General features: G+C 55.3%; 23 protein-coding genes. 10 read left to right on the top strand and 13 right to left on the bottom strand.

What is annotated here, in order from left to right; translation table 11 throughout:
- The first annotated feature begins 13 nt into the window (after positions 1-13).
- Positions 14-2,848, top strand: coding sequence for a phosphoenolpyruvate carboxylase (gene ppc, locus CR159_RS06880; RefSeq protein ID WP_143705451.1), 2,835 nt, complete (start codon positions 14-16; stop codon positions 2,846-2,848).
- A 69-nt stretch (positions 2,849-2,917) separates the two neighbouring features.
- Here ppc and CR159_RS06885 read toward each other — a convergent pair whose 3' ends face one another.
- Positions 2,918-4,132 (bottom strand): CaiB/BaiF CoA transferase family protein, encoded by a 1,215-nt coding sequence (locus CR159_RS06885; RefSeq protein ID WP_233208205.1) that lies wholly within the window; start codon positions 4,130-4,132, stop codon positions 2,918-2,920.
- A 131-nt stretch (positions 4,133-4,263) separates the two neighbouring features.
- Positions 4,264-5,178 carry a transcriptional regulator GcvA gene (gcvA, locus tag CR159_RS06890; protein ID WP_102073370.1) on the bottom strand — a complete coding sequence of 305 codons (915 nt, stop codon included), beginning with the start codon at positions 5,176-5,178 and terminating at the stop codon, positions 4,264-4,266.
- A 129-nt stretch (positions 5,179-5,307) separates the two neighbouring features.
- Here gcvA and CR159_RS06895 point away from each other — a divergent pair, with 129 nt between their 5' ends.
- The 3 genes from CR159_RS06895 to CR159_RS06905 are packed head-to-tail and all read left to right on the top strand — an operon-like array spanning position 5,308 to position 9,104.
- Positions 5,308-6,948 (top strand): FAD-binding protein, encoded by a 1,641-nt coding sequence (locus CR159_RS06895; RefSeq protein ID WP_102073263.1) that lies wholly within the window; start codon positions 5,308-5,310, stop codon positions 6,946-6,948.
- A gap of 29 nt (positions 6,949-6,977) precedes the next feature.
- Entirely contained in the window at positions 6,978-8,123 is a 1,146-nt protein-coding gene (locus CR159_RS06900) for an acyl-CoA dehydrogenase family protein (RefSeq protein ID WP_102073264.1), read from the top strand.
- A gap of 18 nt (positions 8,124-8,141) precedes the next feature.
- Positions 8,142-9,104, top strand: coding sequence for a Bug family tripartite tricarboxylate transporter substrate binding protein (locus CR159_RS06905; RefSeq protein WP_102073265.1), 963 nt, complete (start codon positions 8,142-8,144; stop codon positions 9,102-9,104).
- Between the two features lie 104 nt (positions 9,105-9,208).
- Here CR159_RS06905 and CR159_RS21785 read toward each other — a convergent pair whose 3' ends face one another.
- Both CR159_RS21785 and CR159_RS06910 read right to left on the bottom strand, forming a co-directional pair.
- Positions 9,209-9,340, bottom strand: a complete 132-nt coding sequence (locus tag CR159_RS21785) for a putative transporter small subunit (protein WP_233208206.1) — start codon at positions 9,338-9,340, stop codon at positions 9,209-9,211.
- 12 nt (positions 9,341-9,352) lie between these two features.
- Positions 9,353-11,053, bottom strand: a complete 1,701-nt coding sequence (locus tag CR159_RS06910; protein ID WP_102073266.1) for a sodium:solute symporter family protein — start codon at positions 11,051-11,053, stop codon at positions 9,353-9,355.
- 438 nt (positions 11,054-11,491) lie between these two features.
- On the opposite strand from CR159_RS06910, the gene CR159_RS06915 reads away from it, so the two are divergent.
- Positions 11,492-12,895 (top strand): CoA transferase, encoded by a 1,404-nt coding sequence (locus tag CR159_RS06915; RefSeq protein WP_102073267.1) that lies wholly within the window; start codon positions 11,492-11,494, stop codon positions 12,893-12,895.
- 48 nt (positions 12,896-12,943) lie between these two features.
- Here CR159_RS06915 and CR159_RS06920 read toward each other — a convergent pair whose 3' ends face one another.
- From CR159_RS06920 to CR159_RS06930, 3 genes are all read right to left on the bottom strand, one after another.
- The gene (locus tag CR159_RS06920; RefSeq protein ID WP_102073268.1) at positions 12,944-13,618 is read right to left on the bottom strand and encodes a class II aldolase/adducin family protein; all 675 of its coding nucleotides are present in this window, start codon (positions 13,616-13,618) and stop codon (positions 12,944-12,946) included.
- Entirely contained in the window at positions 13,611-14,900 is a 1,290-nt protein-coding gene (otnK, locus tag CR159_RS06925; RefSeq protein ID WP_102073269.1) for a 3-oxo-tetronate kinase, read from the bottom strand. Before otnK ends, CR159_RS06920 begins: the two co-directional genes overlap by 8 nt.
- A gap of 162 nt (positions 14,901-15,062) precedes the next feature.
- Entirely contained in the window at positions 15,063-15,479 is a 417-nt protein-coding gene (locus CR159_RS06930) for an ACP-like domain-containing protein (RefSeq protein ID WP_102073270.1), read from the bottom strand.
- A 129-nt stretch (positions 15,480-15,608) separates the two neighbouring features.
- Between CR159_RS06930 and CR159_RS06935 the strand changes: the two genes are divergently transcribed.
- The 5 genes from CR159_RS06935 (at position 15,609) to CR159_RS06955 (ending at position 19,881) form a co-directional block, all read left to right on the top strand.
- Positions 15,609-16,823, top strand: coding sequence for an MFS transporter (locus tag CR159_RS06935; protein ID WP_102073271.1), 1,215 nt, complete (start codon positions 15,609-15,611; stop codon positions 16,821-16,823).
- A 5-nt stretch (positions 16,824-16,828) separates the two neighbouring features.
- Entirely contained in the window at positions 16,829-17,530 is a 702-nt protein-coding gene (locus CR159_RS06940; protein WP_102073272.1) for a DUF2238 domain-containing protein, read from the top strand.
- Positions 17,531-18,084: 554 nt separating this feature from the next.
- Positions 18,085-18,642: an OsmC family protein gene (locus tag CR159_RS06945; protein ID WP_102073273.1), complete on the top strand. Its 558-nt coding sequence runs from the start codon at positions 18,085-18,087 to the stop codon at positions 18,640-18,642.
- A gap of 125 nt (positions 18,643-18,767) precedes the next feature.
- Positions 18,768-19,400, top strand: coding sequence for a TetR/AcrR family transcriptional regulator (locus CR159_RS06950; protein WP_102073371.1), 633 nt, complete (start codon positions 18,768-18,770; stop codon positions 19,398-19,400).
- On the top strand, positions 19,384-19,881 hold the full coding sequence (locus CR159_RS06955; RefSeq protein WP_102073274.1) for a free L-methionine (R)-S-oxide reductase MsrC: 498 nt from the start codon (positions 19,384-19,386) through the stop codon (positions 19,879-19,881). The genes CR159_RS06950 and CR159_RS06955 overlap by 17 nt, the downstream gene beginning before the upstream one ends.
- An 82-nt stretch (positions 19,882-19,963) precedes the next feature.
- Here the strand turns inward: CR159_RS06955 and CR159_RS06960 are convergent, their stop codons facing one another.
- The 6 genes from CR159_RS06960 to CR159_RS06985 all read right to left on the bottom strand — a co-directional run bounded on the left by CR159_RS06960 (position 19,964) and on the right by CR159_RS06985 (position 27,000).
- Positions 19,964-21,046 (bottom strand): TRAP transporter substrate-binding protein, encoded by a 1,083-nt coding sequence (locus CR159_RS06960; RefSeq protein WP_102073275.1) that lies wholly within the window; start codon positions 21,044-21,046, stop codon positions 19,964-19,966.
- 48 nt (positions 21,047-21,094) lie between these two features.
- On the bottom strand, positions 21,095-22,792 hold the full coding sequence (locus CR159_RS06965; protein ID WP_102073276.1) for a TRAP transporter large permease: 1,698 nt from the start codon (positions 22,790-22,792) through the stop codon (positions 21,095-21,097).
- Positions 22,792-23,400 (bottom strand): TRAP transporter small permease subunit, encoded by a 609-nt coding sequence (locus CR159_RS06970; RefSeq protein WP_102073277.1) that lies wholly within the window; start codon positions 23,398-23,400, stop codon positions 22,792-22,794. Before CR159_RS06970 ends, CR159_RS06965 begins: the two co-directional genes overlap by 1 nt.
- Before the next feature lie 8 nt (positions 23,401-23,408).
- On the bottom strand, positions 23,409-24,368 hold the full coding sequence (locus CR159_RS06975) for a C-terminal binding protein (protein ID WP_102073278.1): 960 nt from the start codon (positions 24,366-24,368) through the stop codon (positions 23,409-23,411).
- Between the two features lie 326 nt (positions 24,369-24,694).
- A complete protein-coding gene (locus tag CR159_RS06980; RefSeq protein ID WP_158238516.1) occupies positions 24,695-25,702 on the bottom strand; it encodes a DctP family TRAP transporter solute-binding subunit in 1,008 nt (335 codons plus the stop codon).
- Positions 25,703-25,722: 20 nt separating this feature from the next.
- Entirely contained in the window at positions 25,723-27,000 is a 1,278-nt protein-coding gene (locus tag CR159_RS06985) for a TRAP transporter large permease subunit (protein WP_102073280.1), read from the bottom strand.

Genomic DNA, 27,000 nt, shown 5'->3' on the forward strand with positions numbered 1-27,000 from the left:
AGCTTCATCAAACATGGAATCCTCCCCTCTGCGCAGCGACATCCGGCTGCTGGGGAAAACGCTGGGCGACGTGGTCAAGGAGTGCGAAGGCAAGGCGATTTACGACGTCATCGAAAAGTTGCGCCGCGCCGCGGTCAAATTCCGCCGTGAAGGCAATGAAGTCGATAGCAAAATCCTGGAGCGGCAGATAAGCAGGCTCGCCGACGGCGAAGCCAACTCCGTCGCCCGCGCCTTCAGTTATTTTTTGCACCTCTCCAATATCGCCGAGGATCGCGACCAGAATCGTCGCCAGCGCGAACAGGAGTTGCACGGCGCCACGCCAGCGCGCGGCAGCCTGCAACATGCACTGGATCTGCTTAAGGAAAACGGCATAGGCAGCCGCAAGGTGCTGCGTTATCTTGAAGATGCGTGCATTGTGCCCGTGCTGACCGCACACCCCACTGAAGTCCAGCGCAAGAGCACCCTGGACCTGCACCGCGAAATAGCACGTCAGCTTGCCAACAGCGGCGCCACGCTGACGCCATCCGAAAAGTTGCTCACCGATCAACGCCTCGCGGGGCTGGTTGCGGCGCTGTGGCAGACCCGCATGTTGCGCAAGCAGAAACTGACTGTGCTCGATGAAATAGACAATGCCCTGACTTACTACACCAGCACGTTCCTGACGACGATTCCGCGCATTTACCAGGATCTCTCTACCCGGCTACGCCGACCCGGACGCACTGTGTTCGACATCGACACAGCGCCACTGCCGGCCTTCCTGAAAATGGGCAGCTGGATCGGCGGCGACCGCGACGGCAATCCCAATGTCGATGCCTCCACACTGGAGCAGGCTCTGCTGAGGCAATCCACGCGTGCCCTGCAGCACTATCTCGTCGAGATCAAGGATCTGGGCACCGAGATATCCATTTCGCAGTCCCTGGGTACGGCCAGTCCGCAACTGCTGGGGCTATCGAACGCCAGCCAGGATCCATCGCCGCACCGCCTCGATGAGCCTTACCGGCGCGCCTTCATTCACATATATGCCAGGATGGCGGCCACCGCGGTGGCCCTTACGGGCCGCCAGCTCGCGTTGCGTCCTACCTATCCGGCACCATCCTATCCCGATCCACAGGCTTTTCAGGCGGACTTGCAGATCGTCGCCGACTCGCTGCACCAGCACCATGGATCGCTCATCGCGGCCATGCGCCTGTCAGGCCTGATTCAGGCTGTCAGTATTTTCGGCTTTCATCTGGCCACGGTTGACCTGCGGCAAAGCTCGGACGTGCACGAGCGTGTACTGACCGAGTTATTCCAGGCGGCCGGCGTGCAATGGAAGGGCAAAGTCGTCGATTACGCCGCCTTGCCCGAAGAGGACCGCAACGCGCTGCTGCGCGAGGAATTGCAGCAGGTCAGGCCCCTGGTATCCCCCTGGATTTCCTATACGGCCGAGACCGAAAAAGAACTGGCCATCCTGCGTACGGCGGCCACCATACGCCGGACATATGGCAAGGACGCCATCCGGCAAGCCATCGTATCGCATACCGAGACACTTAGCGATTTGCTGGAGGTACTGGTCCTGCAGCAGGAAACCGGGCTGATTTCACCGGAACCCGGCAGCGCCGGCCACAAGCCGCGCGACGGCCTGATGGTCGTACCACTGTTCGAAACCATTCCCGACTTGATGCGCGGCTCCGACATCATGGCCGACTGGCTGGACATTCCTGAAGTCGCCGCGCGCGTGCGCTACGCCCAGGACGGCATACAGGAAGTCATGCTGGGCTACTCCGACAGCAATAAGGACGGCGGCTACCTGACCTCGAACTGGGCCTTGTATCGCGCCGAACGCCAACTCGTACGCGTCTTCAAGCAAAGAAAAATACGGCTGCGCCTGTTTCACGGCCGGGGCGGCTCGGTGGGCCGCGGCGGCGGATCCAGTTTCGACGCCATCCTGGCCCAACCACCCGGTACCGTCAATGGCCAGATACGGCTGACCGAACAGGGCGAAGTCATACAGACCAAATACAAAGATCCCGAAGTGGGACGCTGGCATCTTGAGACCTTTGTCGCGGCAACCCTGGAGGCCAGCCTGGCCCCCAATTCGTCGGCGTCCAAGACCGAAGACGACAATATGGCGCATTTCGGCGCAATTCTGGAGTTCATGTCCGATGTCGCGCAGCAAAGCTATCGCGACCTGGTCTACCAGACCCCCGGCTTCAATGACTATTTTTTCGCATCCACGCCTATCCTGGAGATCGCGGGCCTGAATATCGGGTCGCGGCCGGCGTCCAGGAAGGCCAGTCAGAAGATCGAAGACCTGCGTGCCATTCCATGGGGTTTTTCGTGGGCGCAATGCCGCGTGATGCTGACCGGCTGGTATGGCGTCGGCACGGCCTTGCAAACCTACATCGACAAGGGCAGTAATGCGAGCCCGGCCACCGCCGACGAGAGACTGGCACAATTGCGGCAAATGGCGCAGGTCTGGCCTTTTTTCAGGACTTTGCTGTCCAATATGGAGCAGGTGCTGGCCAAGACCGACCTAGGCATAGCCAGGCGCTATGCGGACCTGGTGCCCGACAAGAAACTGCGCGACAGCATTTTCGGCCGTATCGAACAGGAGTTCGCGTTGACGCTCGAGATGTTTGAGCACATCGCCCAGCATGAATTGCTCGCCGAGGACACCTTGCTCAAGGCCGCATTAGGAGAGCGCTTCGCGTACATCGATCCGCTTAATCATCTGCAAGTCGAATTGCTGCGGCGCCACCGCTCGGAGCGCCCAAAGCGGGGCCGCGACGACGGCGAAAGCCGCACCCAACGCGCCATCCATATGACCATCAACGGGGTTGCGGCGGGACTGCGAAACTCGGGGTGAGTGTAATCGGGCTTGCGAGGCAATGTAATTGACCTCGCAAGCTGTTTGCCACGTTCGTATCTTACGTCATCAAATGACCTGCCGAGATCTCAATGAGTCGATTTCGGCCTCTGTCATGTTCAACCATTCAGTAAGGATTTCCGCACTCTGCTCCCCCAGCAAGGGAGGTGCTTGCCAGCCAGCACCAACATCAAAAGCCGAATACTTCACCGCTGGACCGACTTGCGGAAGCAGCCCATACATCTCGTGCGACACGCTGGAGTGCATATTCCTGTGTAGCACTTGTCTATGCGAAAATACCTGTTCAATATTGTTGACGGGAGAGCAAGGAACTTTCGCCTTGTTCAACTCCGACATCAGGTCGGCGATTTTGTATTGAACGACCTCCTTATCGATTTCCATATATAGATCTTTTCGATTACAGATTCTATTTTCCAGAGTACGAAATCGCTGATCCGAGACCAGATCATTCCGACCGAGAACGCTCATAAACGCTTCGTATAGATTCTGATATGCGGCGCCAATCACGATCCAGCCATCCGAAGCTTTGAAGGCCTTATAAGGAACTTGCTGAGCATGTTCGGAGCCCATTTTCTTGGGCTGCTGGCCAGTTATCAGGTACTCCAGCGCTGCGTTTGCCAGAAAGGCAACTTCACTTTCCAGCAAGCTTGTTTCTATCTTCTGACCTTGGCCGGTGAAAGTCCGTTGATAAAGTGCAGCCAATATCGCGGCTTGGCAATTCATGCCGGTTACCATGTCGAATGCCGAGGTGCCGAGCTTTATAGGAGGCCCGTCCTGTTCTCCAGTAATGCTCATGTAGCCGCCGATCGCCTGAATAGTAAGATCAAAAGCTCCTTGCAGCATATCAGGGCCATCTGCACCCAGCCCCGATATGCAAGCATAGATCAGGCCCGGATTCAGACCAGACAGTGTTGCGTAATCGAGTCCAAGACGCGCCATGACATCTGGTCGGAAATTTTCCAACACGACATCGGCTTGTGAACACAAACTGATTGCTATGTCGCGTCCTTCCTTCGACTTCAAATCCAAGGTAAGGGATTTCTTATTTCGATTCGCCGCCAGAAAGGTCAACCCGATTCCATGATGAAAAGGAGGGCCTTGGCGCCGTAACGGATCGCCGTCCACCGGCACTTCCACCTTAATGACTTCCGCTCCCAGATCTGCTAGCAGCATGGAGCAGTACGGACCGGCAAACACGCGGGAAAAGTCAACAATCTTGATGTTGTGTAGCGGTTTGGGGTTCGTCATATTGACATTGACCATGGGATGCTCCGACGGAAAGAAGAGGAACGTCGAATTTTGAGCATTACCGAAGCCGATATCAAATGACTTGATGTCGCAACATCATGACTTAAATGCATACACCAGTTCTTTATGGCCCATTTAGGCTATCGCTATTGCGCAGCAGACTGCTTCTTGAAATGGATCGATTCGTTGACTAGCCATCGCTTGAAAAGTTCCAGCTTGGGGTTGTTGCGCTTGGACGGCGGATACACCAACCGATATGAGTCCCGGGAAGCGAAGTGATGCTCGACAGGTTCGATCAATCGGGAACTGGCAAGGTCATCAAGAATTAAGAACCTGGGCATGAGTGCAACACCCAAGCCTGCAATCGCGGCCTGCAATAACATATAAAAATGTTCAAACTGCGGTCCAGCCCATGCATTCGCAGCAGGAATGCCCTGATCAGCGAAAAAATCGTGCCATGAATTTGGCCGCCTGGTTTGCTGCAGAAGTGAATGTTTGGATAGGTCGCTTAGCGTCACAACCCTTCTCTTGCCCTTAAGGTAGCCAGGCGCGCATACGGGCACAAGATCATTGCCTAGCAATGGTTCACTGACCACGTTAGGCCAATCATCGCAACCGTAATATATCGATGCATCAATCGATTGCGCATCAAAGTCAAACTCCTTGGATCTGCTTGAGAGAGTGATCAATATATCTGGGTAAGACTTATGAAAAGCAACCAGACGCGGAATCAGCCATTTGACGGAGAAAACCGGCGGAGCAGCGATATTGAGAATACCTTTGTCATTTCTTTGCGCCAGCAGGTCCACCGTGGCGTTCTCTATACACGTCAATCCGACCCGTACCTCGCGCAGGTAATTTTCTCCGGACTCGGTCAACACCAGTTTTTTCTTGACGCGCTGAAACAGCATAATTTCCAAGTACTCCTCCAACTGCCGAATTTGCCTGCTGACCGCGCTTTGTGTCACGTTCAATTCGAGTGCCGCCTTTGTGAAGCTCAGATGCTTGGCAGCTACGTCAAGCGTTCTCAGGGCCGAAAGTGAAGGTAGTTTCCAGGTCATATCCATTCCGTTTACTCATGACGTCACAATGTTAGCTGTCTTGATACGCCTGTACAAGACAATCAGAATACCTCCATCGAAGATCCGAACCTCCATGCGTCGGATACAGCCACATCGGAAGATTGACCTATGACAACAACCGAACGCCAATGGACCGACGTCCTTATTCTAGGGGGCGGAATAGCAGGTTATCGCGCCGCCGTAGCCGCAATGGCGCAAGGCGTGAAAACCACCCTTATATCGCGGGGTAGAGGCGCCTCGCCGTACGTGATCGGCTTCAATGCGCCTATCGGTTCTATTGACGATCGGGACACCCCTGAAATATATATGCAGGACATGATACGGGGCGGATATGAGCTGAATGATAAACGCCTGGTTTCTGCGCTGGCCGAACATTCAATACAGAGTTTCAAGGATCTAAGGGCGCTGAAAGTACCTTTCTCGAATACCAATGAACACGTATCGCAAAGGCATTTATCAGGAAATAAATATGCTCGTTCTGTCTTTGTACCTGAAGGCACGGGAAAATCGATTCTCAATGCCTTGATTAAGCAATCCCAACAAAACGGCGTTGAAATACTCACCGGCTACAAGGTCATCGAGCTGATCCGATGTGAGCAACGGGTTATCGGCGCGATAGTCTGGAAATACCATGCGCGTAATTTGGTATTCATATATGCCCGCGCCGTCGTTCTGGCAATGGGTGGTATGGGGAGGGCTTTCTCCGATACTACTTATCCTGCGGATGTAAATGGCGAGTCCTTCGGACTCGCATACCACGCTGGCGCCACCTTGATCGACATGGAGTTCATTCAATATGAGCCGGTTGTCACTGTGTGGCCAGAAACGTGCCGGGGAATGGAAATGCCTACGGCCATGCTGGGCGACGGCGCTTACCTGAAAAATGCTACAGGCGACCGGTTCTTGCTCACGCCGGCGAATCCAAAAGGAGAAAAAGGCGTAGAAAAGGCTCGTATGGCTCTTCTAATTCAGAACGAAATCAATGAAGGCCGTGGACTGTCGCAGGGGGGCGTCGCCTTTGATACTACGGTGCTAGACCCCGCCATTCTGGAGTCCTATGTATCACACTGCAAACGTCTACGTGCCGCGGGCGTTGACCCGCGCGTGACGCCGCCTATCGTCGCTCCTGCAGCTCACAGCATCATGGGCGGTGTTGCGATCGATGAAAAATGTTGGTCAGGAGTCCCTGGTCTGTACGTCGCAGGTGAGGCAACCGGTGGAGTACATGGTGCAAGTCGGATAGCGGGAAATGGCTGTGCCGATGCACTGGCCTTCGGCTTCATTGCCGGCGTATCGGCAGCAAGCGATATTGGCCCCCCCCTTCCCTCGGATATCTGTTCAATGGAGGACGAACTGCTATCAAATATCCAACATGTCAGCCTGCTTGATCCGAAAGACAATGTTCAAGCCTTAAAAGACGATATACGCCACGCGCTCTCTACATCGGCAGGTATCTATCGCAACGAATCAGGCTTACGACAAGGCTCAGAAAAGGTCCGCGCCGTTCAAATGAAAATAGTCAGAAATAAATCCGCTGACTTGCAGGAATCAATTTCAGTAACTGAATTATCGAATATGGCGCTTGCCTCGCAATGCGTCATACAAGCTGCGCTATTACGAGAAGAGAGCAGAGGAGCACATCAACGCCTGGACTACAGAAGCCAGGATGACGAAAAGTGGTTGGTGCATATTGGATTCAAGAAAGCAATGAATGCGACCCTGTCGCACGAATTGTTGCCCATTCAGTAAACCTACTACCCGACATTAAGGATAAAAAATTGAATTTCGAATTGTCTGAAGAGCATCGCCTCGCCGTTGAAAGTTGGGGAAAATTCGTAAAGAAAGAAATTTTTCCGCTTGCGAAAGAATATCAAGGTGAGGCCTTTCCGCCCGATGTGGCGCATGAGCTTATGGCGTTGATGGCTCCCTATGGCGTCGGCAACGGCTGGATTCCCGTTGAAGGCGGCGGCATGGGCTACGATTACTTCACCAGCGGATTATTTTTCGAAGAGTTGGCTAAGTTTTCCCCTGATGCCGCGGGACTGGCATGGGTCGCAGAAGGCGCTGCACTGAAAATATATAACAATGCCTCCGACAAAATAAAGCAAAAATACTTACCAGACCTCGTCTCCGGCAAGCTTATCGGGTGTTCCGCCATTAGTGAGCCCGGCGCCGGTTCAAGTGTGCGAGAAATACGCACGAAGGCGATTAAGGATGGCAATTCCTACAGAGTCAGCGGCACGAAAATGTGGACATCGAACGCCTCGGTAGCAGATGTCTTCCTAATTCTGGCAAAGACAGATGAACGCCAATTTTCACTATTCTTGCTGGATAGAAAAGAACACAAGATTGACGTAAGGGAAATAAAGAAGCTCGGCTTGAACGGCTGGTCCATGGGCGAAGTGCATTTGGACGATGTCCGAGTGTCTGCCGATAACCTTGTCGGACCGCTAGGCTCGGGGTTGCGCGAGACAATGAAAGGCTTTGACCGATCTCGATGTTTTGTTTCAACCCTGGCCCTGGGTATTGCGCAAAGCGCGCTGGACGATGCCCTGAAGTACGCCGCTGACCGAGAACAGTTCGGGAAACCCATAGCGGGCCACCAGCTTATTCAGTCTCTATTGGCCGACATGGCTACAGACCTGGCAGCTTCGAAGCTACTTGTATACCGAGCCTTGACTGGATTGGGCATCAGCCCGGATTGCTCCCTCCATGCCTCCATTGCCAAGTCGTTCTCCACCGAAGCTGCTCTACGAATAAGTTCCCATGCCATTCAGATTCATGGCGCATTCGGGTTGACCACCGAGTTCCCGGTTGAGCGTCATTTCAGAAATAGCAGGATGCTGACTATTCCAGATGGAACGACACAAATCAACAAGCTGATTATCGGTAAAGCCCTTACCGGCATTGATGCATTCGTTTGAATAATTGAAGGAGACACTATGAAGTTCTATAAGAAAGCAGTCGCGGCAATGTTGTTTGGAGCATGCGCGTCAGTTGGCGCATCGCCTTGGCCAGGCGAAAAACCGGTCCGCATAATACAAGGATTTTCCCCGGCCTCGGCTCCGCAGATGTTGGCGCTGGAAATCGGGAAAATACTGAAGGACAAGCTCGGAGCCTCTGTCTATGTAGAGAGCAAACAAGGGGCCAGCGGCAACATTGCTGCTGAAGCGGTAGCTAAAGCAGCACCGGACGGCCATACCCTGTTCGTCACGACTACCGGCACGATGGCGATAAACTCTTCTTTGTATAGAAAGCTTCCTTTTGATCCAATAAAAGACTTTCAACCTGTAGCCTTATTGGGCTACGTGCCCAATGTGATTATCGTGAACAATAAGTTCCCGGCTAAAACGCTAAGAGAGTTTGTCGCTCACGTCAAAAGCCATCCCGACCAAGTCAATTACGGCACGAGCGGTGTAGGCACATCACAGCACTTGGCTATGGAGCAGTTCAGCATAGAAGCCGATATGAAATTGACCCATATTCCGTATGGGACTGGTAGCGCTGCGACGGATCTCGTCGGTGGGCAAATCGAAGCCATGTTTCATCAATTACCTGCGGCGATGCCACTAATAAAAAGCGGCTCGGTAAAAGCTCTGGCAGTTTCTACCAAAGATCGAGTGTCTGCAGTAGGCAGTGTGCCAACCGTTGCCGAAGGCGGTTACCCGGGATTTGAGTCCGTTACCTGGTTTGGCTTGTTTGCGCCAAAAGGGACCCCAACAGACATCGTAGAAAAGCTGAACTCCCTGCTCTTCGAGGCGCTAACCGGCGATTTAGGCAAGAAGCTGAGTGCTACCGGGATCATACCCACAACCGCCACACCCGACGAGCTCAAGAGAATGATCGTCCAGGACACTGCAACATGGCACGCAATCGTACAAAAAATAGGCTTGAAACTAAACTAAAACACCGGAAATGCAACAGTGAAGCGTAGCGTAAGGTCCAGTTGGCGGGGCCTGGGGCGGAAGTAAGTCTTGGATTCCGACCCAGCTACCCGCCAACTTTCAAGTCAGATCATGCTGTCGCCGTCCTTGCCGGCGGCGCGCAGATCCTTGATCAGCGCAACAATCAACACCAGAAGCACGGCCGCCGAAATTACCGGCCAGACAAGGATGTACGTAGTTAACATTAATGCTGACATATCTGTTTTCCTTTAAGCGTTGGAGGGGACTGGGTCGGCCGCGGGGCGGAACGCCGGTTTGACGGGAGCGGCTTCGTTCTCGTCGGTATGGAACGAGGTAACACGGACGGCCAGCAGATCGAAATCGAAGCGCTCATTGCTGCGCCAGCTCATTGCCGTACACACCATGGCGCTGACGCCGTAGGCGGTCAGCGAGCTCAACAAGACGGCATAGTCGCGCAGGAAACCCACTGTGAAGGGCAGTGAACCGACGATCACGGCGACGCCAACGGTAATGGCGATCTTGCGGTTGAAGAAGGCAAAGGCCATCAACCCTACTACGACACCGGCACCGACCGACGCGCAGATTTCGAAGAACACCGCTACGGCGCCCTCGATGGGAATAAGCTGGAAGCGTGAAACGGTGAACAAGGCAACGGCGCAAATGACCGACGTGGTGAAGGCCTTGTTGGTGACGCGATCCCAGTAAAAACTGATGATGACCGGAAACACAATGGCACCCCATAACGCGCCGACGAACACCAGCATGACCAGGATATCCAGCCGCAGGCTGGCAAACACAACGCCCAGCATCGTGGCAACGATCATGGTCGCGCGGCCCCACCACAACATGCGTTTCGGATCGGGCTTGCCGCGAGCCAAGTTCTTGCCATAGATGTCGGTCATCATGATGGACGACAAGGCAGACAAATCGGAGTCGGCGGTGGATGAGAGCGAACCGACCACCAGGATGAAGAACAGCGCAATGGCAAAAGGCGGCAGATACGTGGAAGCCATTTGCGGAATGATGTTGTTCATATTGCCGTTGGCAGGAACCAGGCCGACAAACAATGCGAGCATACCCAGCATGCCCAGGCCGATCACCACGGCCCCGTAGCCGATGGTGGCGGTCAGGAATGTGGATTTGATCAGGTCTTCACGCACCGCAAACAAGCGTTGCGCGATGGTCTGATTGCCGATCGCATAGGCCAGCACGGCCACAAAGTATGGCGCGCCTTGCTCAAGAAGGGCTTTGGTCGAGAAAAAATCCGATTGCTGGTCCGTCAGGTTCGACATATTGGTCATCAGCATATCGGTGCCGCCGGCGTTGATGAAAATGATGGGGATGATCACGACCGCTGCAAGGATCATGGCGATCAGTTGCGCAAAGTCCGTCATGACAGATGCCCGGAAACCCGACCATAAGGTATAGGACAGTACGCCCAGGCCGGCGATCAGCACGCCCTGAATGAAATTCAGGGGGCTCAGTATTGAAACGAGCGCACCGGCTGCAGTGAAGTTGACCATCAGGCTGATACAGCTACCGATCAGATTGGAGCCTGCCATGATGAGCTGACTGGAAGTGCCATGCCGGGCCTGGATCACTTCGGCCAACGTATGCGCCTTGGGAGCGAGCTTTCGAAAGCGCTTGCCGAAGGGATAGATGAACATGATCATCAGGGCGCCCCAAAGGCCGTAGTGAATAGGCCCGGAAAGTCCGTACTTGTAGCCCGACGTTGCGCTGGCATAGAAAGAAGCTGCCCAGATCCAGGTGGCGATCATACTGGCAGCGGAAAGCCCGAATCCCACTGCGTTGTTTGACACCATATAGCCGTCTACGTTTTCCTTCTTCTTGCCGATCAGTAAAGAAAGAAGGAAAGTCGCCCCGTAGAATCCGAAAAGCAGTAACAGCGTCGTGGAGGTCGACAACTGAAAAAATGCAGCTTCTTGCATGCGTGGTAGTCCTTATATGTACGTAATCTATCTGTTTCGTGAAATACAGTGATCAAAAAATTGGCCGTTTTTTATTGAAAATAATAGGCGGCATGAGCGTCGGTTGCTGTTATGCAATCGACGCCGAAATTGCGGCAACAAGCGTCCACGGCACGCGTCTTGTCAAAAATTTGACTGGCGTTGCCACAATCGACAAGGTGCAATGTTGATCAAACAGCGACCAACTTGGTGTTCCGCGGCCGTACCGGCCGGGCATGGTGTTTCGGCTAAGAGCCGGGCCGCTGCGTAGCGGCCTGATGAAGAAATACTGGAAACTTCAAGCGGCAGTTTAACGCTTACAGCCCGATTCGTCTAGAGCAGGCCAGATAACGGTAGTCGTTCGAGGCTCAAAAACCGTATGATGCACCTACGGAAAATCCTTTTTTAAGGCGACATGCAATGAACGATTCATCTACCATTGCGAACTTCCTTGATGCCATGCGTCCTCCGTTGGGCGACGCCGCCGGGCGGGCAAACGCGGCAGCGCCTCACGTAGCGGGTTGCGGCAATCTGCCCTCCGCATTTCCGGTTACCGCTTTCGCCGTGGCCGCCATAGGCACCGCCGCACAGGCGCTGGCCCGCTACGTCGAGGCACGGTTCGACGACTACCCCGCCGTCACCGTCGATAGACGGCTGGCCTCTTTCTGGTTCGGCACGTCGCTGCGTCCTCAGAACTGGCAGGTACCGGCCGTACGGGACCCGGTCACGGGCGATTACCGGACGCGCGATGGATGGATACGCCTGCACACCAATGCACCCCATCATCTGGTAGCCGCCCTTTCAGTCATCGGAACCCGCGCCGATCCTGGCGAAGTGGCCCGGGCATTATCACACTGGCAAGCCGGCGAACTTGAAGAGGCCATCGTCCGCGCCGGCGGTTGCGCCGCCATGATGCGCAGCCGTGACGAATGGATCGCCCATCCTCAAGGAGCAGCGGTAAGGGTCGAGCCCCTCATCCATGTCGAAGGCGCGAGTAAAGGTACGTCCGGCCGGCATGTTGCCACGCGCATGCGACCCCTGGCCGGAATCAAGATACTGGACTTGACCCGTGTGCTGGCTGGCCCCGTTGCGACGCGTTTTCTGGCCGCGTACGGCGCACAAGTGCTGCGCATCGATCCGCCCTTCTGGACCGAGCCTGGCATGGTTCCCGAGGTCACGCTGGGCAAGCGCTGCGCCCAGCTCGACTTGCGCGAGGCCGCAGGCCTTGAACGCCTGAAAGCACTGCTGAGCCAGGCTGATGTCATTGTGCACGGCTATCGCGGCGATGCGCTGGACGGCCTGGGCTTTGGCGCAGAGGCCCGGCAGTCCCTACGTCCGGGCCTGGTCGACGTGAGTCTGGACGCATACGGATGGACCGGGCCGTGGCGCGCCCGGCGAGGTTTCGACAGCCTGGTGCAAATGAGCAATGGCATCGCCTGCGCCGGGATGCGCTACTTCGGCGCCGAAAAGCCCACTCCCTTGCCGGTTCAGGCGCTGGACCAGGCAACCGGTTACCTGACGGCGGCAGCGGTCCTGCATGGTTTGACCCGGCGTGATCACGACGGACACGGTTCGATCAGCCGGCTGTCCCTGGCGCGCACGGGCGAGCTGCTGGTATCACAACGAGGCGGCGCATTGACGCAGACAAGGGGGGAAGACCATGCACTGGAACCGGAGACCGCCGCCGACCATTCCACCGAGACAGAAGAAACCGACTGGGGGCCGGCAAAGCGCCTGAAGCCGCCTTGCGAGCTGGAAGGGATTCCGATGCACTGGGATCTGCCTGCAAGTGCGCTGCGCAGCAGCATTCCTCAATGGGTGTGAACGAGGCGGATCAAACGCCTCCGGGCCGTGGCGTTTTTGCTACGTGCCTTACCACCGTGCGCCGAACACGTCGCGCAACTCGGCGATTTGCGGATCCGTCAAGGGCTCCGGTGCATCGGCCGACAACCGGCACGCCAGCCACAAGGCCGCTGTTTCCTCGAGTTCCTCCAGCGTCGCCATGGCCGCCGCGGGGGTGTCGTGCCATACATTAGGCCCCAGCCTTTCAAGCATCACCGAGCGAATTGGGCGACATCGCTGCCCGTAAGCCGTGATGGCCGCCTCGACCAGATCGGCCGACGCTTGCGCGCCAGGCCGATGATACGGAATGAGGGGCACGTGGCCGACCTTCATGACGAAGTAAGGCGTCAATGCGGGCAGCAATTCCGCGGCCGCCGACCCATTCAGCGATAAGGCGACACAAGCCTTGCTGTGAGTATGGATGACGCAAGCGGTATTGGCGTCGAACGCGCGTGCGGCCCGGTAAATTCGCCGATGCAGGAGTATGGTCTTGCTGGGGCGGTCGCCACTGATATGGACGCCATCATGATTCAGTTTCGGCAATGCGGCCGGATCCAGGAAACCCAGGCAGGCATCGGTGGGTGTGATCAGGAAACCGTCATCAAGCCGGACACTGATATTGCCGGCGCAAGCATGCACATAGCCGCGATCGAACAAGCTCTTGCCAACCCTGCAGATTTCTTCCCGCGCTTTACTTTCATGCATGTGAAGACTCTTGTACCCTGGCCGCGTCGAAAGCTTTTTCAAAAAAGTCCTCAGTGCCGAAATTGCCCGACTTGAGTGCAATATGGATGCTATCGTTGCCATGCACAGTCGTATGTGCGTGGCACCATGGTACCCCTGGATCTATCTGGCTGCCTATCTGCAGTTGGGAAATGCCCAGGGCCTGGACGCAGGCGCCCGACGTTTCGCCTCCAGCCACGATCAGCTGCCCTACCCCGCCTTCGACCAGCCCGCGCGCAATTGAAGCAATGGCGTTTTCGGTCATGGCGCCGGCCTCAGCCACGCCCAGTCTGGCCTGCACTGCTTTTACCGCTGCCGACGCGGCGGTGGAATAGACGAGTACGGGTCCGTTTTGCAGCAAGGGTAACGCTTGCGCCAGGATGCGGCCCACCACATCACTGCCTGCGGCCACTTCTTCAGGATCCAGTGCAAAGGCCGCATGACCCGCCTTGATAAAGGCGGCCACCTGCGCATTGGTCGCAATCGAACAGCTTCCGGATACGATGGCACGCGCGCCCCGGGGCGCAGGCAGTGCTGAAGCTTGGCTGCTGGGCGCAATTCCGAAATTCTGCGGCAGACCAATGGCCACGCCCGAGCCGGCCGTCAGCAAGGGCAAGTGCTTAAGCGCCGGACCGATATTGATCAGATCCTGATTGCTGAGCGCGTCGACAATGGCGATGTTCACGCCCTCGCTGCGCAGCAAATTCATATGCTGCTGTACGGCCGGCGCACCCTGCCGCACGACGGAATAATCAATCAGGCCAACCTTGCGCTTGCACTGGGACTGCATGACGCGAACCAGGTTGGGGTCTGTCATGGGCGTAAGGGGATGATTTTGCATGCCGCTTTCATGCAGCAGGACGTCGCCCACAAACAGATAGCCGTTGAAGACGGTGCGCTTGTTGTCGGGGAAGGCCGGGGTTGCAATGGTGAAATCGGTATCCAGCGCGTCCATGAGGGCCTCGGTCACGGGCCCTATATTGCCCTCTTCCGTGCTGTCGAACGTAGAGCAATATTTAAAGTAAATCTGCCGGGCGCCCTGCGCCTGCAGCCATTGCAGCGCAGCCAGGGAATCGGCGATCGCTTCCCCGCTTGGCGTCGTCCGGGACTTCAGCGCAATGACCACGGCGTCGACATCCGTCGACAAGGGTCGGCTGGGGACGCCTATCGCCTGCAACACCCTCAATCCGGCCTGGACGAGATTGTTGGCAAGATCGGTAGCGCCCGTAAAGTCGTCGGCAATGCAGCCTAGTTTGATGCTCATGTCGGGTCCATAGTAGGGCTACACCGGCACGGACCGGCTGCGCCAGCATCGAAATTTGGGCGACAAGATCGCATGGACCATGGCGACGGCACTATGACTGCCGGAATGGTGTGTGATCTTGTCGCCCAGCAACATGGCAAGTATAAGCCGACGGGAGAACCCTTAAGAGCCGATTCTGCAATCCTTGACCAGGATATTGCTGACTGCTGTGTTCTGGCCATTTACCACTTGCGACGCGTCCTGTGTCAGCATATTGCCGGTCACGGTATTCACATTGTCCGCGTCGAACTTTTCGGTCGTCCACGTATACCCGTTGCCACGGAAAGTATTACCCACCATGTCGGCGTTACTGGTCGTGGCACGGGTCAAGTCAACGACCTGGTTCTGATACACCACCTTGGCCGCCAGGGGTTCCTTGCCCTGGAAGGTATATTGCACGCTCAAGGGCTGCTCACCACTGGCGCCGCAACGGTACTCCACGGTTTTCTGCGACAATTCCCGGGCGTCTTGCGGCGTACCGCAAGCCGCCAGGCCGGCACACAGGACCACACCACTAAATGCTAATAGATTACGCTTCATGGAAAATCCTTTAAAGTTCCAGACACATTGCCTGCTCGTGAATTTTTTATACCATCGGCCCACGCAGCATCTGTAAGCGCAGGTATCCAATTGAGGCGGCCGACAACAGAATAAGACGAGTTATCCCAGATGCATCCAAGCCGCTCCAAACCGCTACCCTTCCTGCAACGCTGGGGAGGATTTCTGGCGGTTAGCTTCGCCCTTGGACTCGGCTTTGCCACCAGCTCTTTACCCACCCCGCTCTACCCGCTCTACCAGTCCCAGTGGCAGTTGCTGCCCAGCGCACTGACCTACATCTATGCCTTTTACATGGTCGGCGTGCTGTTCGCCTTGCTATGCTTCGGACGCTTGTCCGATACCATCGGCCGGTATCACTCCGTATGCCTCTCGCTGGTCCTTATCAGCGGCGGGCTGGTGTTGTCAGGCGTTGCATCAAGTATCAATACATTGTTGCTCGCGCGCGCCATTATCGGATTTGCCAATGGGCTGCTGACCACGGCGGGTGCGCTGGCTCTGGTCGATGCGCATCCCGACAAGGACCGCCGCATTGCCTCCGTAACCACGTCGGGTGCCATTGCCGTCGGCGTAGGGCTTGGGCCTTTGCTAGGCGGCTTGCTGGCGCAGACCGGCTTTGCGCCACTGCGCCTGTCTTACTTCGTGGTCGCTGCCCTGGCCTTGGGGAACCTGTACCTGACCTGGCGCTGCCGGGATGCCATCAGGCAGCAGCCCGGCATCCGGACTCGCCTGTCCATCGCTCCCAAACTCGCCTTACCGGGCCCGTCAACACGCACGGCTTTTCTTCTTGCCAGCATCTCATCCTTCCTGATGTTCTCGTCGGGCAGTCTGCTCGCTTCGCTGATACCTTCGTTCCTGTACGACCTGCTGCCCTGGAAAGGCCCCGCCGTACCCGGGCTGGCCTTCCTGATCTTGTCGATCGCTGCGGCCACGACGCAGTTCTCACAACGCAATCTCAACCCTGTAAAGGGCCTGATCGCAGGCTTGATCACCCTGATTCTGTTTCTCGTGGCGGTCAGCGTCGGCATCACGACAGGCAGTGTCCTTGCCTTTGCCGTCTGCATGGTGCTTGCCGGTGTCGGCCAGGGACTATGCTTCATGTCGGCCACCATGATCGCCGCTCAGAGCGCCGACGAACATCGCCGCAGCGCGAACATGGCCACGTATTTTTCCATTGCCTATATCGGTGCCACCATACCTGTGATCGTGGTGGGCCGCATGGCAGACTATTGGGGGATGACAACCGCCATCCTGGCCTTCTGCGCCATCGCGGTGTTCGCTTTTGGCGCCCTGGTGTACAAGGTACGCACGCGCATGCCGGGAAGCTGAGCCCTATGTCATTCTTATCGAGCCGAATAGCAGTCCGTATAGCCGCCGGCGCCTACGCTGTCTTGTGGGCAGTACTGGCGATCCGGCCCGCACACCGGGACGACTGGCTGCTGGAGAACGTCCTGGTACTGGCACTGCTTGTCCTCCTGGCGCTTATTCGACGCTGGTTCCGTTTTTCGAACACATCCTTGGTATTGATACTGCTGTTTCTTGCGCTGCACACCGTCGGATCGCACTACACGTACGCGGAAGTGCCCTACGACCAATGGTGGCGCCAATTGACCGGACATACCTTGAACAGCGTGCTGGGATGGGAACGCAACAACTATGATCGCGTGGTGCACTTTTCCTACGGCTTGCTGCTGGCCTATCCTATTCGTGAGTTCTTCCTGCGCGTGGTCGAAGTACGGGGTTTCTGGGCGTATTTCCTGCCGCTGGATTTCACCCTTAGCACCTCGGCGCTGTATGAGTTGATCGAGTGGGGCGCGGCGGCGGTATTCGGCGGCGAACTGGGCATGAACTATCTCGGTACCCAGGGCGACATCTGGGACGCCCACAAAGATATGGCACTGGCGGGGCTGGGTGCCTTGATCGCCATACTGATGATTGCGGCGCTTACTGCAAGGACGCGGCGCGACTTCGCATGGGAATGGTCGCAGCAGATGAAATCCAGCCGTGGCTCCGGATCGTCCACGAATCGGGAATAAACTGCACACTCACCCGCCTGTGCCGTTAAGCATAAAACTGCCTTTCGGAAGCCATATGCGTTAAATCCTGGTCGGCAACATTGCTTTACCAGAATCAAAGGTTAGACTACAACGTTTGCCTGAAAGCCAGTGATTTAACTGGCTTTTTCGTTTGTGCTTTTCCACAACAAGATTCCGACCCCATATTAGCGGGATTTCAAAAAAAACTTAAACGGCGCTCGAAAACTGGGGCTATACGGTAGTGCAGCACCGCTACAAACCGACGGCCGAAACAAATGGTGCCCAATCCAGGACCCGGTAAACATCGATCCACCGCTCTAGTAGTTGGAAACACAACAGCTCGCAAGGCCTGCTGGCGCCAACCATGTTGCTGCCTCGCTTGCCGCATTCCGGCGAGCTCGCTGTAGCGGCCGCAGGCGGCTGGAGCATCATCAGGGCGTATCAGGCGCACACATAAGACATATTTCCCCAATCCTCTTCGCCTGGAGTACAATCCAACTAGTTGGTCGATAGGTGTAACCAACGCAACCCTCACTCTTTTCTGGAATATATCAATGACCTCTACTGCGAAGCCATATCTCGATATCGACGCCATCAAAGCCACGGTTGAAGCCGTGCGCGAGCAGCCTGCTCTTGGCAAAGTCACGTTCAATATGAAAAGCCGCACCACGGGCGGTGTGGCGCTAGAGACCAAAACCGGACCTATCGTCCAGAACGGCACCCCGGACGCTACGCGCAATGCGAAGTTCACTTTGATCAGCGATGAACCAGTCGCGCTAATGGGCACAGACACCGGTGTGAGCCCCGCCGAGTACGCGCTGAAGGCATTGGCAGGCTGCTATGCGGTAACGCTGACATCCTTGGCCGCTTCACGGGGCATTCAACTCGATAAAATCGAAATGGACCTGAACTTCGATATCGATCTGAACGGCTTCTTGGGAATCGACAAGTCGGTGCGCAATGGCGCTCAGGCCATTCGTGTAGACGTTCAGTTGGAAAGCGAAGGCACGAGCCGAGACCAGTTGAACGACTTGGTGAGTTCGTTGGAGCGCCATTCGCCATTGCACGACACGTTTGCCAATCCAGTCAACGTCAGCGCCCGCCTGGTTTAACTGTACCGGTACCGACGTACTCCTGCGTAGCGGGTTCCACGGCTTGCGAGCTCGCGGCCCGCTACTCGCAAGGAGTATGATGAGAGCCCTTTTAATCGTCGGGGAATCCGCCGGTGGCCTATATCATGAAGCAATCCGCGTTCATCTCTCCTACCGCACTCCGCGTCCTCGATGCGGCACAGATCCTCATTCAAAACAACGGCTACAACGGGTTTTCGTATGAGGACTTATCAAAGATGGTGGGTTTGAGAAAACCCAGCCTGCACCATCATTTTCCCAAGAAAGAAGATCTTGGCGCCACAGTTGTGGAGCGCTATACCGAGCGCTTCGTTCTGGCACTGCATGAAATAGAAAACACGTATGTAGGCGCCAAAGAACAAATACAGGCCTACGTGGACCTATTTATCGACACGTACGGAGCGACGCAAAGGCTATGTCCTTGCGGCATGTTGGGTGCAGAGGCAGAAACCTTGCCAGAACGCGTCAGGGCCGGTGTCACGGCTTTCTTCGAATTTAATCTTTCCTGGCTGGAAGCTGTCATTACGCGCGGCGAGAAATCGGGCACGTTCACGCTGCGTGACAGTCCTGATCAGGCTGCGTTGCTATTGTTCGCTGCGCTGGAAGGAGCCATGGTGGTGGGCCGAGGCCTTAATCGCCGCACAGCTGTCGCCGCCGTCGGACAAGCCGCCATCCTTAGTGTATTGACGGTCAAGTCGACACAATCGTTACAAGGGCGCCGTAATGTTTCAATTGAATGAACAGCAGCACGTCAGTAAAGACGCGCATTACGCGGATCTGCTTGAGCAAGCACGAGGACTGCTTGCTGGCGAGCATGACCTGATAGCGAATGCCGCAAACTTCAGCGCGCTGATATTCAATAGCGTGCCGCAACTGAATTGGGCCGGATTTTATTTGTTCGATGGCCAGGAGCTGGTCGTTGGGCCGTTTCAAGGCAAGCCGGCCTGCGTACGGATTGCATTAGGCTTGGGCGTATGCGGTACAGCGGCGCAAACTCGTACTACTCAAGTCATTGCAGACGTCAATGCCTTCCCTGGCCATATCGCCTGTGATGCCGCGTCGCAATCCGAAATCGTGGTTCCGCTGGCTTATGCTGATGGAACGCTGCTGGGCGTATGGGACGTAGACAGCTTTGTTCTCAATCGCTTTGACGACGATGATCGTCGCGGCATGCAGGCTCTTTGCGCTGCCTTCATGTCGAGTCTGCAGTCTGCTAACTAGCCACTAGGGTCACGTGCAGTAGAATGGCCCCGGCCCATTTTCAGGGCCAGGGCGTTCTTCTTTTATGCGTCGCGGCGCAGCGTCAAAGCTTCTGCGTATGCATATACTGATCGAAGCTTCCTTCGGCGAACTTGAACCAAAGGTTTTGATCGGCACGGAACTTCTTGAAGTCATCGTAGACCTTCTTCCAGTTCTGGTTCTTGGCCGAAATATCATCGAAGAGACCCATGGATTCTTTGAAGCTTGCGTCCATGATGGGCTTGGAGAAGCGGTGTAGTTTGGCGCCGCCAGCGACCAACTGCTTGAGCGCATCCGGGTTTTCTGCATCGTAGACGGACTGCATGGTGATGTGTCCCACAGCCGACGCCGCTTCGATGATTGCCTTGTATTCGTCGGGAAGCTGCTCGAAGGCTGATGTATTCACGAATAGATCAACTTGCGCCGAACCTTCCCACCAGCCCGGGTAATAGTAATGAGGCGCTACCTTGTTCAGGCCTAGTTTCATATCGTCCAAGGGCCCCACCCACTCGGCAGCATCAATGGTGCCTTTCTCGAGTGACGTATAGATGTCGGACCCGGGTATCTGTTGGGGTACCGCACCGAGGCGTTGAAACACTTCCCCGGCCAAGCCTGGAATGCGAATCTTCAGCCCCTTAATGTCATCGAGCGTCTCGATCTCTTTGCGAAACCAACCTCCCATTTGGGTGCCGGTGTTGCCCATCGGAAAATTGATGATGTTATATTTCTTATAGAACTCGCGCATTAGTTTCAGTCCGTTGCCTCGGAACATCCACGCCGTCATTTGCCTGGAATTCAAGCCAAACGGAATGCCCGATCCCAGCGCGAAAGTTTCGTCTTTGCCGACGAAATAATAGGGCGCGGTAAAGCAGCACTCTACCGTTCCATTCTGCACGCCGTCCAATACACCAAACGCGGGCATAAGCTCGCCTGCGTGATGCAATGAAATTGTGAATTTTCCGCCTGACATTTCCGATACAAGCTTGGTGAACTTCTCTGCGGCAGTGTGGTGCGCTAGTAGCGAAGTGCTATAGCTTGTTGCCATCCGCCAGCGCAAGGTGGTTTGCGCCTGAACCGCTGGCGCACCGATAACCGCAGCGGATGCAATGCCCAAGCCTGCCCTCTTTATGAATGTACGTCTCTGCATGTCTTCTCCTTCCTTATGGTGGGTAACGCTATCGAATTAGTGGCCTGATCAGCCGGGTTTGGGTACCTCGAAGCCGTCCATCATGTCCATGGCCGGGGCCTCGTATCCAGACCTGTCTACGTTCAGTTCTATGCTGTTCAGATCGCCTGTCGGAGCCCGATCCAGGTTATTGGTGACCAGTTCCGGAAAAACGATGACCATAACCAGCATGACGACCTGCAACAAGATGAACACCAAGGATCCCTTGTAGATTTGCCCGGTAGTGACCTTGCCGATGCGTCGTTTGGTCACCAGGTCGGTGTAGTCAGTCTTGGGAGCAACGCTACGCAGATAGAAGAGTGCGTAGCCAAATGGGGGCGTCAGAAAAGACGTTTGGAGGTTCATCGCCAGCATGACGCCAAACCAGACCAGGTCTATGCCCATTTGCTCCGCGACAGGCGCCAGGATGGGAATGACGATGAACGCAATCTCGAAGTAATCAATGAACATGCCCAGGACAAATACAAGCAGGTTCACGGCAATCAGGAAGCCGACATATCCGCCTGGCAAGCTGTCGAACAGCTTGCCGACCACTTGTATGCCATCGACGGCATTGAAGGTAAAACTGAAGATGGTCGCTCCGATGACGATGAACATGACAAAGATCGTAAGCAGTGCGGTGTGATCCAGCGCTTGCCGTAACAGCTTCCATCCAAGGCTGCGCCGGGCCAGCGCCATCACAAGAGCACCCGTGGCGCCCATGGCGCCCCCTTCGGTGGGCGTGGCGATGCCCAGGAAAATGGTACCCAGCACAAGAAACACGAGCACCAGCGGGGGAATCAATACGAACACCACCTGTTCTGTCAGCTTCGATAGCAGTTGCGCGCGCATCAAACGATTTGTGATCGCGATGGCCAGGGCAACGACGGCCCCGATCACCATGGACGAGATAACCAAACCGGCTGGCTCCGCGACATGATCCGTTCCACTGATCACACTCATGAAAGGCTCGTGTACCAGAGACCATACGTATCCGGCGGCGCCGGCAATGCCAAGGACAACGAGCAGCGACTTATGCCCACTCGCTCCGTCGTCCTCTTTGTAAATGAGAGCCTCTGGGGGAAGTGCTGTCACCCAGTTAGCACGGAATACGGCCAAGCCGATGATGAACACGGCATATAGCAAGATCAGTAGCAGGGCTGGAATCAAGGCACCTGCATACATGTCACCAACGGGGCGGCCCAGTTGATCGGCCATCACGATCAGTACGAGCGATGGTGGCACAACCTGCGCAAGGGTGCCGGAGGCACTGATGACGCCCGTAGCGATACTTCTGTTGTACCCATAGCGCAACATGATGGGAAGGGATATCAATCCCATCGAGATCACTGCGGCGGACACGACGCCGGTCGTGGCGGCCAACAACGCCCCGACCAGTATGACGGCAATGGCAAGGCCGCCGCGAACGCGCCCGAACACCTGCCCTATCGTCTCCAATAAGTCTTCAGCCATGCCGCTGCGTTGCAGGACGATACCCATGAAAGTAAAGAAGGGAATCGCAAGCAGTGTGTCGTTGCTCATGATGCCAAATAAGCGCAGCGGCAAGGCTTGGAACAAAGAAAGCGGGAACAGGCCGATCTCGTTAGCTAGCCATCCAAACCCCAAGCCTGTCGCAGCCAGGCTAAAGGCAACAGGGAAACCCGTTAGCAGGAAAAATATCAGTCCGCAAAACATCAGCGGCACAAAGTTATTGACCAAGAACTCCATTACCTTTGCTCCCGTGTTTCATTGGCGCTTTCCGAGGCTTTGGAGTGGCCTGGCGTTTGTACTTCCGGTATATCTTCCAGTTCGGGCTCAGCGATGGGGTCCGGGATAAGGCCCATGATGAATGCGGCACGCTTGATCAGCTCTGACGCGCTCTGCAGCAGCAATAAAACCATCCCTATGGGCACCAATGAATAAACTGGCCAGCGTATAAGTCCGCCCGCATCCGGCGACATCTCTCCACTAACCCAGGCATTTACCAGCAAGGGCCAAGAGAGACCGATCAATATGCAGCAAAGCGGGACGATAACGGCCAGGATGCCGACGATGTCTATCGCTGAGCGGGTTCGAGGCGATAAGCGACCTGACACGAAGTCTATGCGCACGTGGGCATTTCTTAGAAAGGCATACCCTGCGCCGAGCAAGAAGATCCCTGAGAACAAATACCACTGGATCTCGAGCAAGCCGTTTGAGCTAATGGAGAAAGCCTTGCGCATGATTGCGTTGCCGGTGCTGATCAACACAGCCACGAGCACGAGCCACTTGACCGCAGTGCCAACCTGCTCCGAAAGCTTGTCCATCCAATGTGAGAAGATCAATAAGGAGTTCATGGGGTTTCCTATGCTTTCTTGTTCACCCAGTACTTGGGTTCTTCTCCGTTCAGTACGCGGACGATTTCAGCAACGGATTTAGTTCGCAGTTCTTCCTCCGACTCGACCGAATAGAACGCAGCGTGCGGCGTAAGCATAAGATTCCGTGTACGCGAAATAGCTTGCAGATCCTGGGGCGGCTCCTGTTCCAGCACGTCCAGCGCAGCGCCCGCGATGCGGCCTTCGTCTAACGCCTTGAGCAATGCCTTGGTATCGATCAATCCACCACGCGCGGTGTTGATCACGATGGCGCCGGGCTTTATCTGGCGCAGTGCCGCGTCGCCGATCATGTGTTGCGTGTGTTCATTAAGCGGCACGTGAAGCGAAAGCACGTCGGCTTGCGACAATAACTCTTCCAGTGCTACCTGTTTAACTTCGTGAGCGCGTGCGGCATCGGCAGAAAGAAATGGGTCATATACGATGATCTCGAATTTGAAGGTCCGCGCCCGTTTTGCCACCGCTTGCGCGATGTTTCCGAACCCTATCAAACCCAATTTGCAGCCCGCGTTACGATGAATAGGCGTAAGCCCTTTAAGATTCCACAGACCTTGCCTAGCTTGCGTGGCCCCTTGATCAATGCCGCGCCGCAAAGCCAGCATTAGCGCCAGCGTGTGGTCCGCGACCTCGTCAATGCAATAGTCCGGAACATTCGTGACCTTGATGCCTTTTTGCGTCGCCAAGCCGACAGGAACGGTGTCCACGCCTATGCCTGAACGGGCAATGATCTTGCATTTTTGCATTCCGTTAACCATGTCCTCGGAGAGCCGCGTGTAGCAGTTAAGCACTGCATCGGCATCGCGCAGCAGTTCCTGGAGTTCTTCAGGCGCTTTGCCCTGGCCGTATATGACATCGGCATGCCCATCGAGCATTGCAAGCTCTATGCTTAAATCGGCTGACACCGAGTCTGTAATGACTACCTTTGGTTTCATTGGCTTTCCTGCTGTGTATGTGTGTTTTTCATGGCGGCCTCAGGGGTCCAGATAACTGGTGCGTTCTTTGGGTGGGTGGGCCAAAAAGGCCTCTTCGCTGCGTTCGCACCACCCATCTCTTTTGGATATGCCGCCTACCAGCAGATATACCGTCAAGAGAGTGTGTTGCCGTTAGCCTATCTAAATGTTGCATGCTGTCTTGAAAAAAACAGGAAATGTGGCACAACATGCTACCGGGCCCACAATCTCCAGGCTTCCCCGTCTAACTGGCCATTAAGGCATCTTTAACGAATGCACTTGCTTGGCCTTATGCAGTGCATTCCTCGTTATTGGTAGTTCCGATCCAATATCGCCTTTGCAATGTCGGGACTCACACCTTTCAGGTATTTTTCCAGAACCGGCTTCGCAAGCACAGTCATCTTGTCAGTCTCCTCTGCGGGAAAAGTATCCACAATCAGTCCGTCCGCTTTCATTTCAGAAAGCATTTTTTCCTCACTGCCTCTGTTTGCTGTGCGCTGATAATCACGCGCCTCTACAACGGCAGTGCTGATAATTTCTTTTTCCTTCGGAGAAAGCGACTGCCACACCTTCTGGCTGCCCACAATCACATGCGCTCCATAGGCGTGTGCGGTCAGTGTCATATATTTCTGAACCTCATTCAGCTTTGCCATATGGATAGTGCCAATCGGATTCTCCTGGCCATCGACCGTATTGGTTTCCAGGGCGGTGTACAACTGGTTCCATGACATCGGAATAGCATTGGTATTCAAACTCTTCAAGAAATCCACACTGCTTGGGCTCTGTTGAACACGAACTTTCAGGCCTGCCATTTCAGCTACTGTCTGAACCCGGTGCTTATTATTGGTTAGATGTCTGAATCCGTTTTCAAAGTAGGCAAGACCAATCAATCTCTTTGTATCGAACTCCTTAAGAATTTTCTGGCCAATCGGGCCATCAAGCAGCTTGTCCGCCTCTTGAGGCGTCGTCACCACACCAGGAAAATCCAATACTTGTAAATCCCGCACAACAGAAGACATCGGTGTGCTGGACAACATGACAAAATCCTGAAGCCCGCCCTGCGTCGCACCGATCTGCTGAGCCTCACTGCCCAGTTGACCGGCAGGGTAGATTTTGATTTGAATCCGTCCGTCTGACCTTTCAGCCACAAGCTCCGCAAACTTCAGCGCGCCTTGCCCCAGCGGAGACTCATTCGTCGAAAGGTGTCCAAATTTCAGTGTGCGCTGCTTGACTTCGTCAGTCGCCGCGTACGCAGAAAAGCCAGTTGCGGTCAAGGCCGTAGTAACTAGCAAGCTCATTAAGTTTTTATAGTTCATTCCTATCTCCATTTAATTTATTACATCAACCACGAAAGGGGAACCAGCACAAGATTGGGAAAAGCAATCAACAACAGCAATACTGTTATCTCCGCAAGAAGGAAAGGAAGCACGCCACGAGCAACGCCCGTAAATTCGGCTTTGGATACTGAAGCGACGACGTTAAGAACATTACCCACAGGCGGCGTAATCAGACCAATCGAAACAGCCATGATGAACAGCACGCCGAAATAAACAGGATCAACCCCCGCCTGTTGGGCAACGGGGAGCATGATCGGTGTCAGGATGAGGACCATCGGCGTGAAGTCCAGAGCCATACCAACCACCATGACAATAACGATCATTACCAATACCAGCAGCCTCGGATGTTCCAGGAAGGGCTGCAGAAGCCCACCAAGCTGCTCAGGCAGGTTGGCAACAGTAATGAGCCAACCAGAGACAAATGCGGCAGATACCAGCAGCATTACGATGGAGGTAGTTTTAGCCGCATCAATGAGACACTGATAGAGAAGCACTAGTGTCAACTCTCGGTAAATGAATACGCCTACTGCGATGGCATACACGACAGCTACAACAGCTGCTTCCGTTGGAGTGAAAACACCGAATCGCATGCCGCCAACGATAATGACGGGCAGCAAAAGCGCCCATATACCTTGTGTCAAAGCAGACTTCACCTCGTTCAGCGACATACGCGGGACTGGAGCCTCGGTGCTCTTGCGACTCAACCACCACCACACCAGCGCCAGTGACCCACCCATCATCAAACCAGGCACAATGCCGGCCAGGAAAAGTTTGGTGATCGAAACGGTCCCCACCACCCCGAACATGATCAGTCCGATGGAAGGAGGAATAATAGGCGCAATGATGCCACCTGCAGAAACCAGCCCCGCAGCTCGCTCAAGACTGTAACCAGCGTTGCGCAACATAGGAACGAGCAGCGCCGCCAATGCCGCGCTGTCTGCTATAGCGGAGCCCGATAAGCTCGCCATGACGATGCTTGCAATGATTGCCACATAGCCGATGCCACCACGCAGATGACCAACCATCGCGATCGCCATGCCGACGATACGGCGGGAGAGGCCTCCGGCGTTCATCAACTCGCCGGCAAGTATGAAAAACGGAACAGCCAGAAAGATAAAGTTATCTATGCCGTTAATCATATTACTGGCAACAATCTGAGCATCAAATATGTCCAACTGCAACATGATGGCCACAGCTGCCAAAATGAGTGCCAGGGCAATAGGGACGCCGATCAGCATGGTCGAGAGCAATGCCCCGACAAAAATAAATATAGTCAT

Origin of the sequence: Pollutimonas subterranea (genome assembly GCF_002849655.1) — a bacterium.
GTDB classification, from domain to species: Bacteria; Pseudomonadota; Gammaproteobacteria; order Burkholderiales; family Burkholderiaceae_B; genus Pollutimonas; species Pollutimonas subterranea.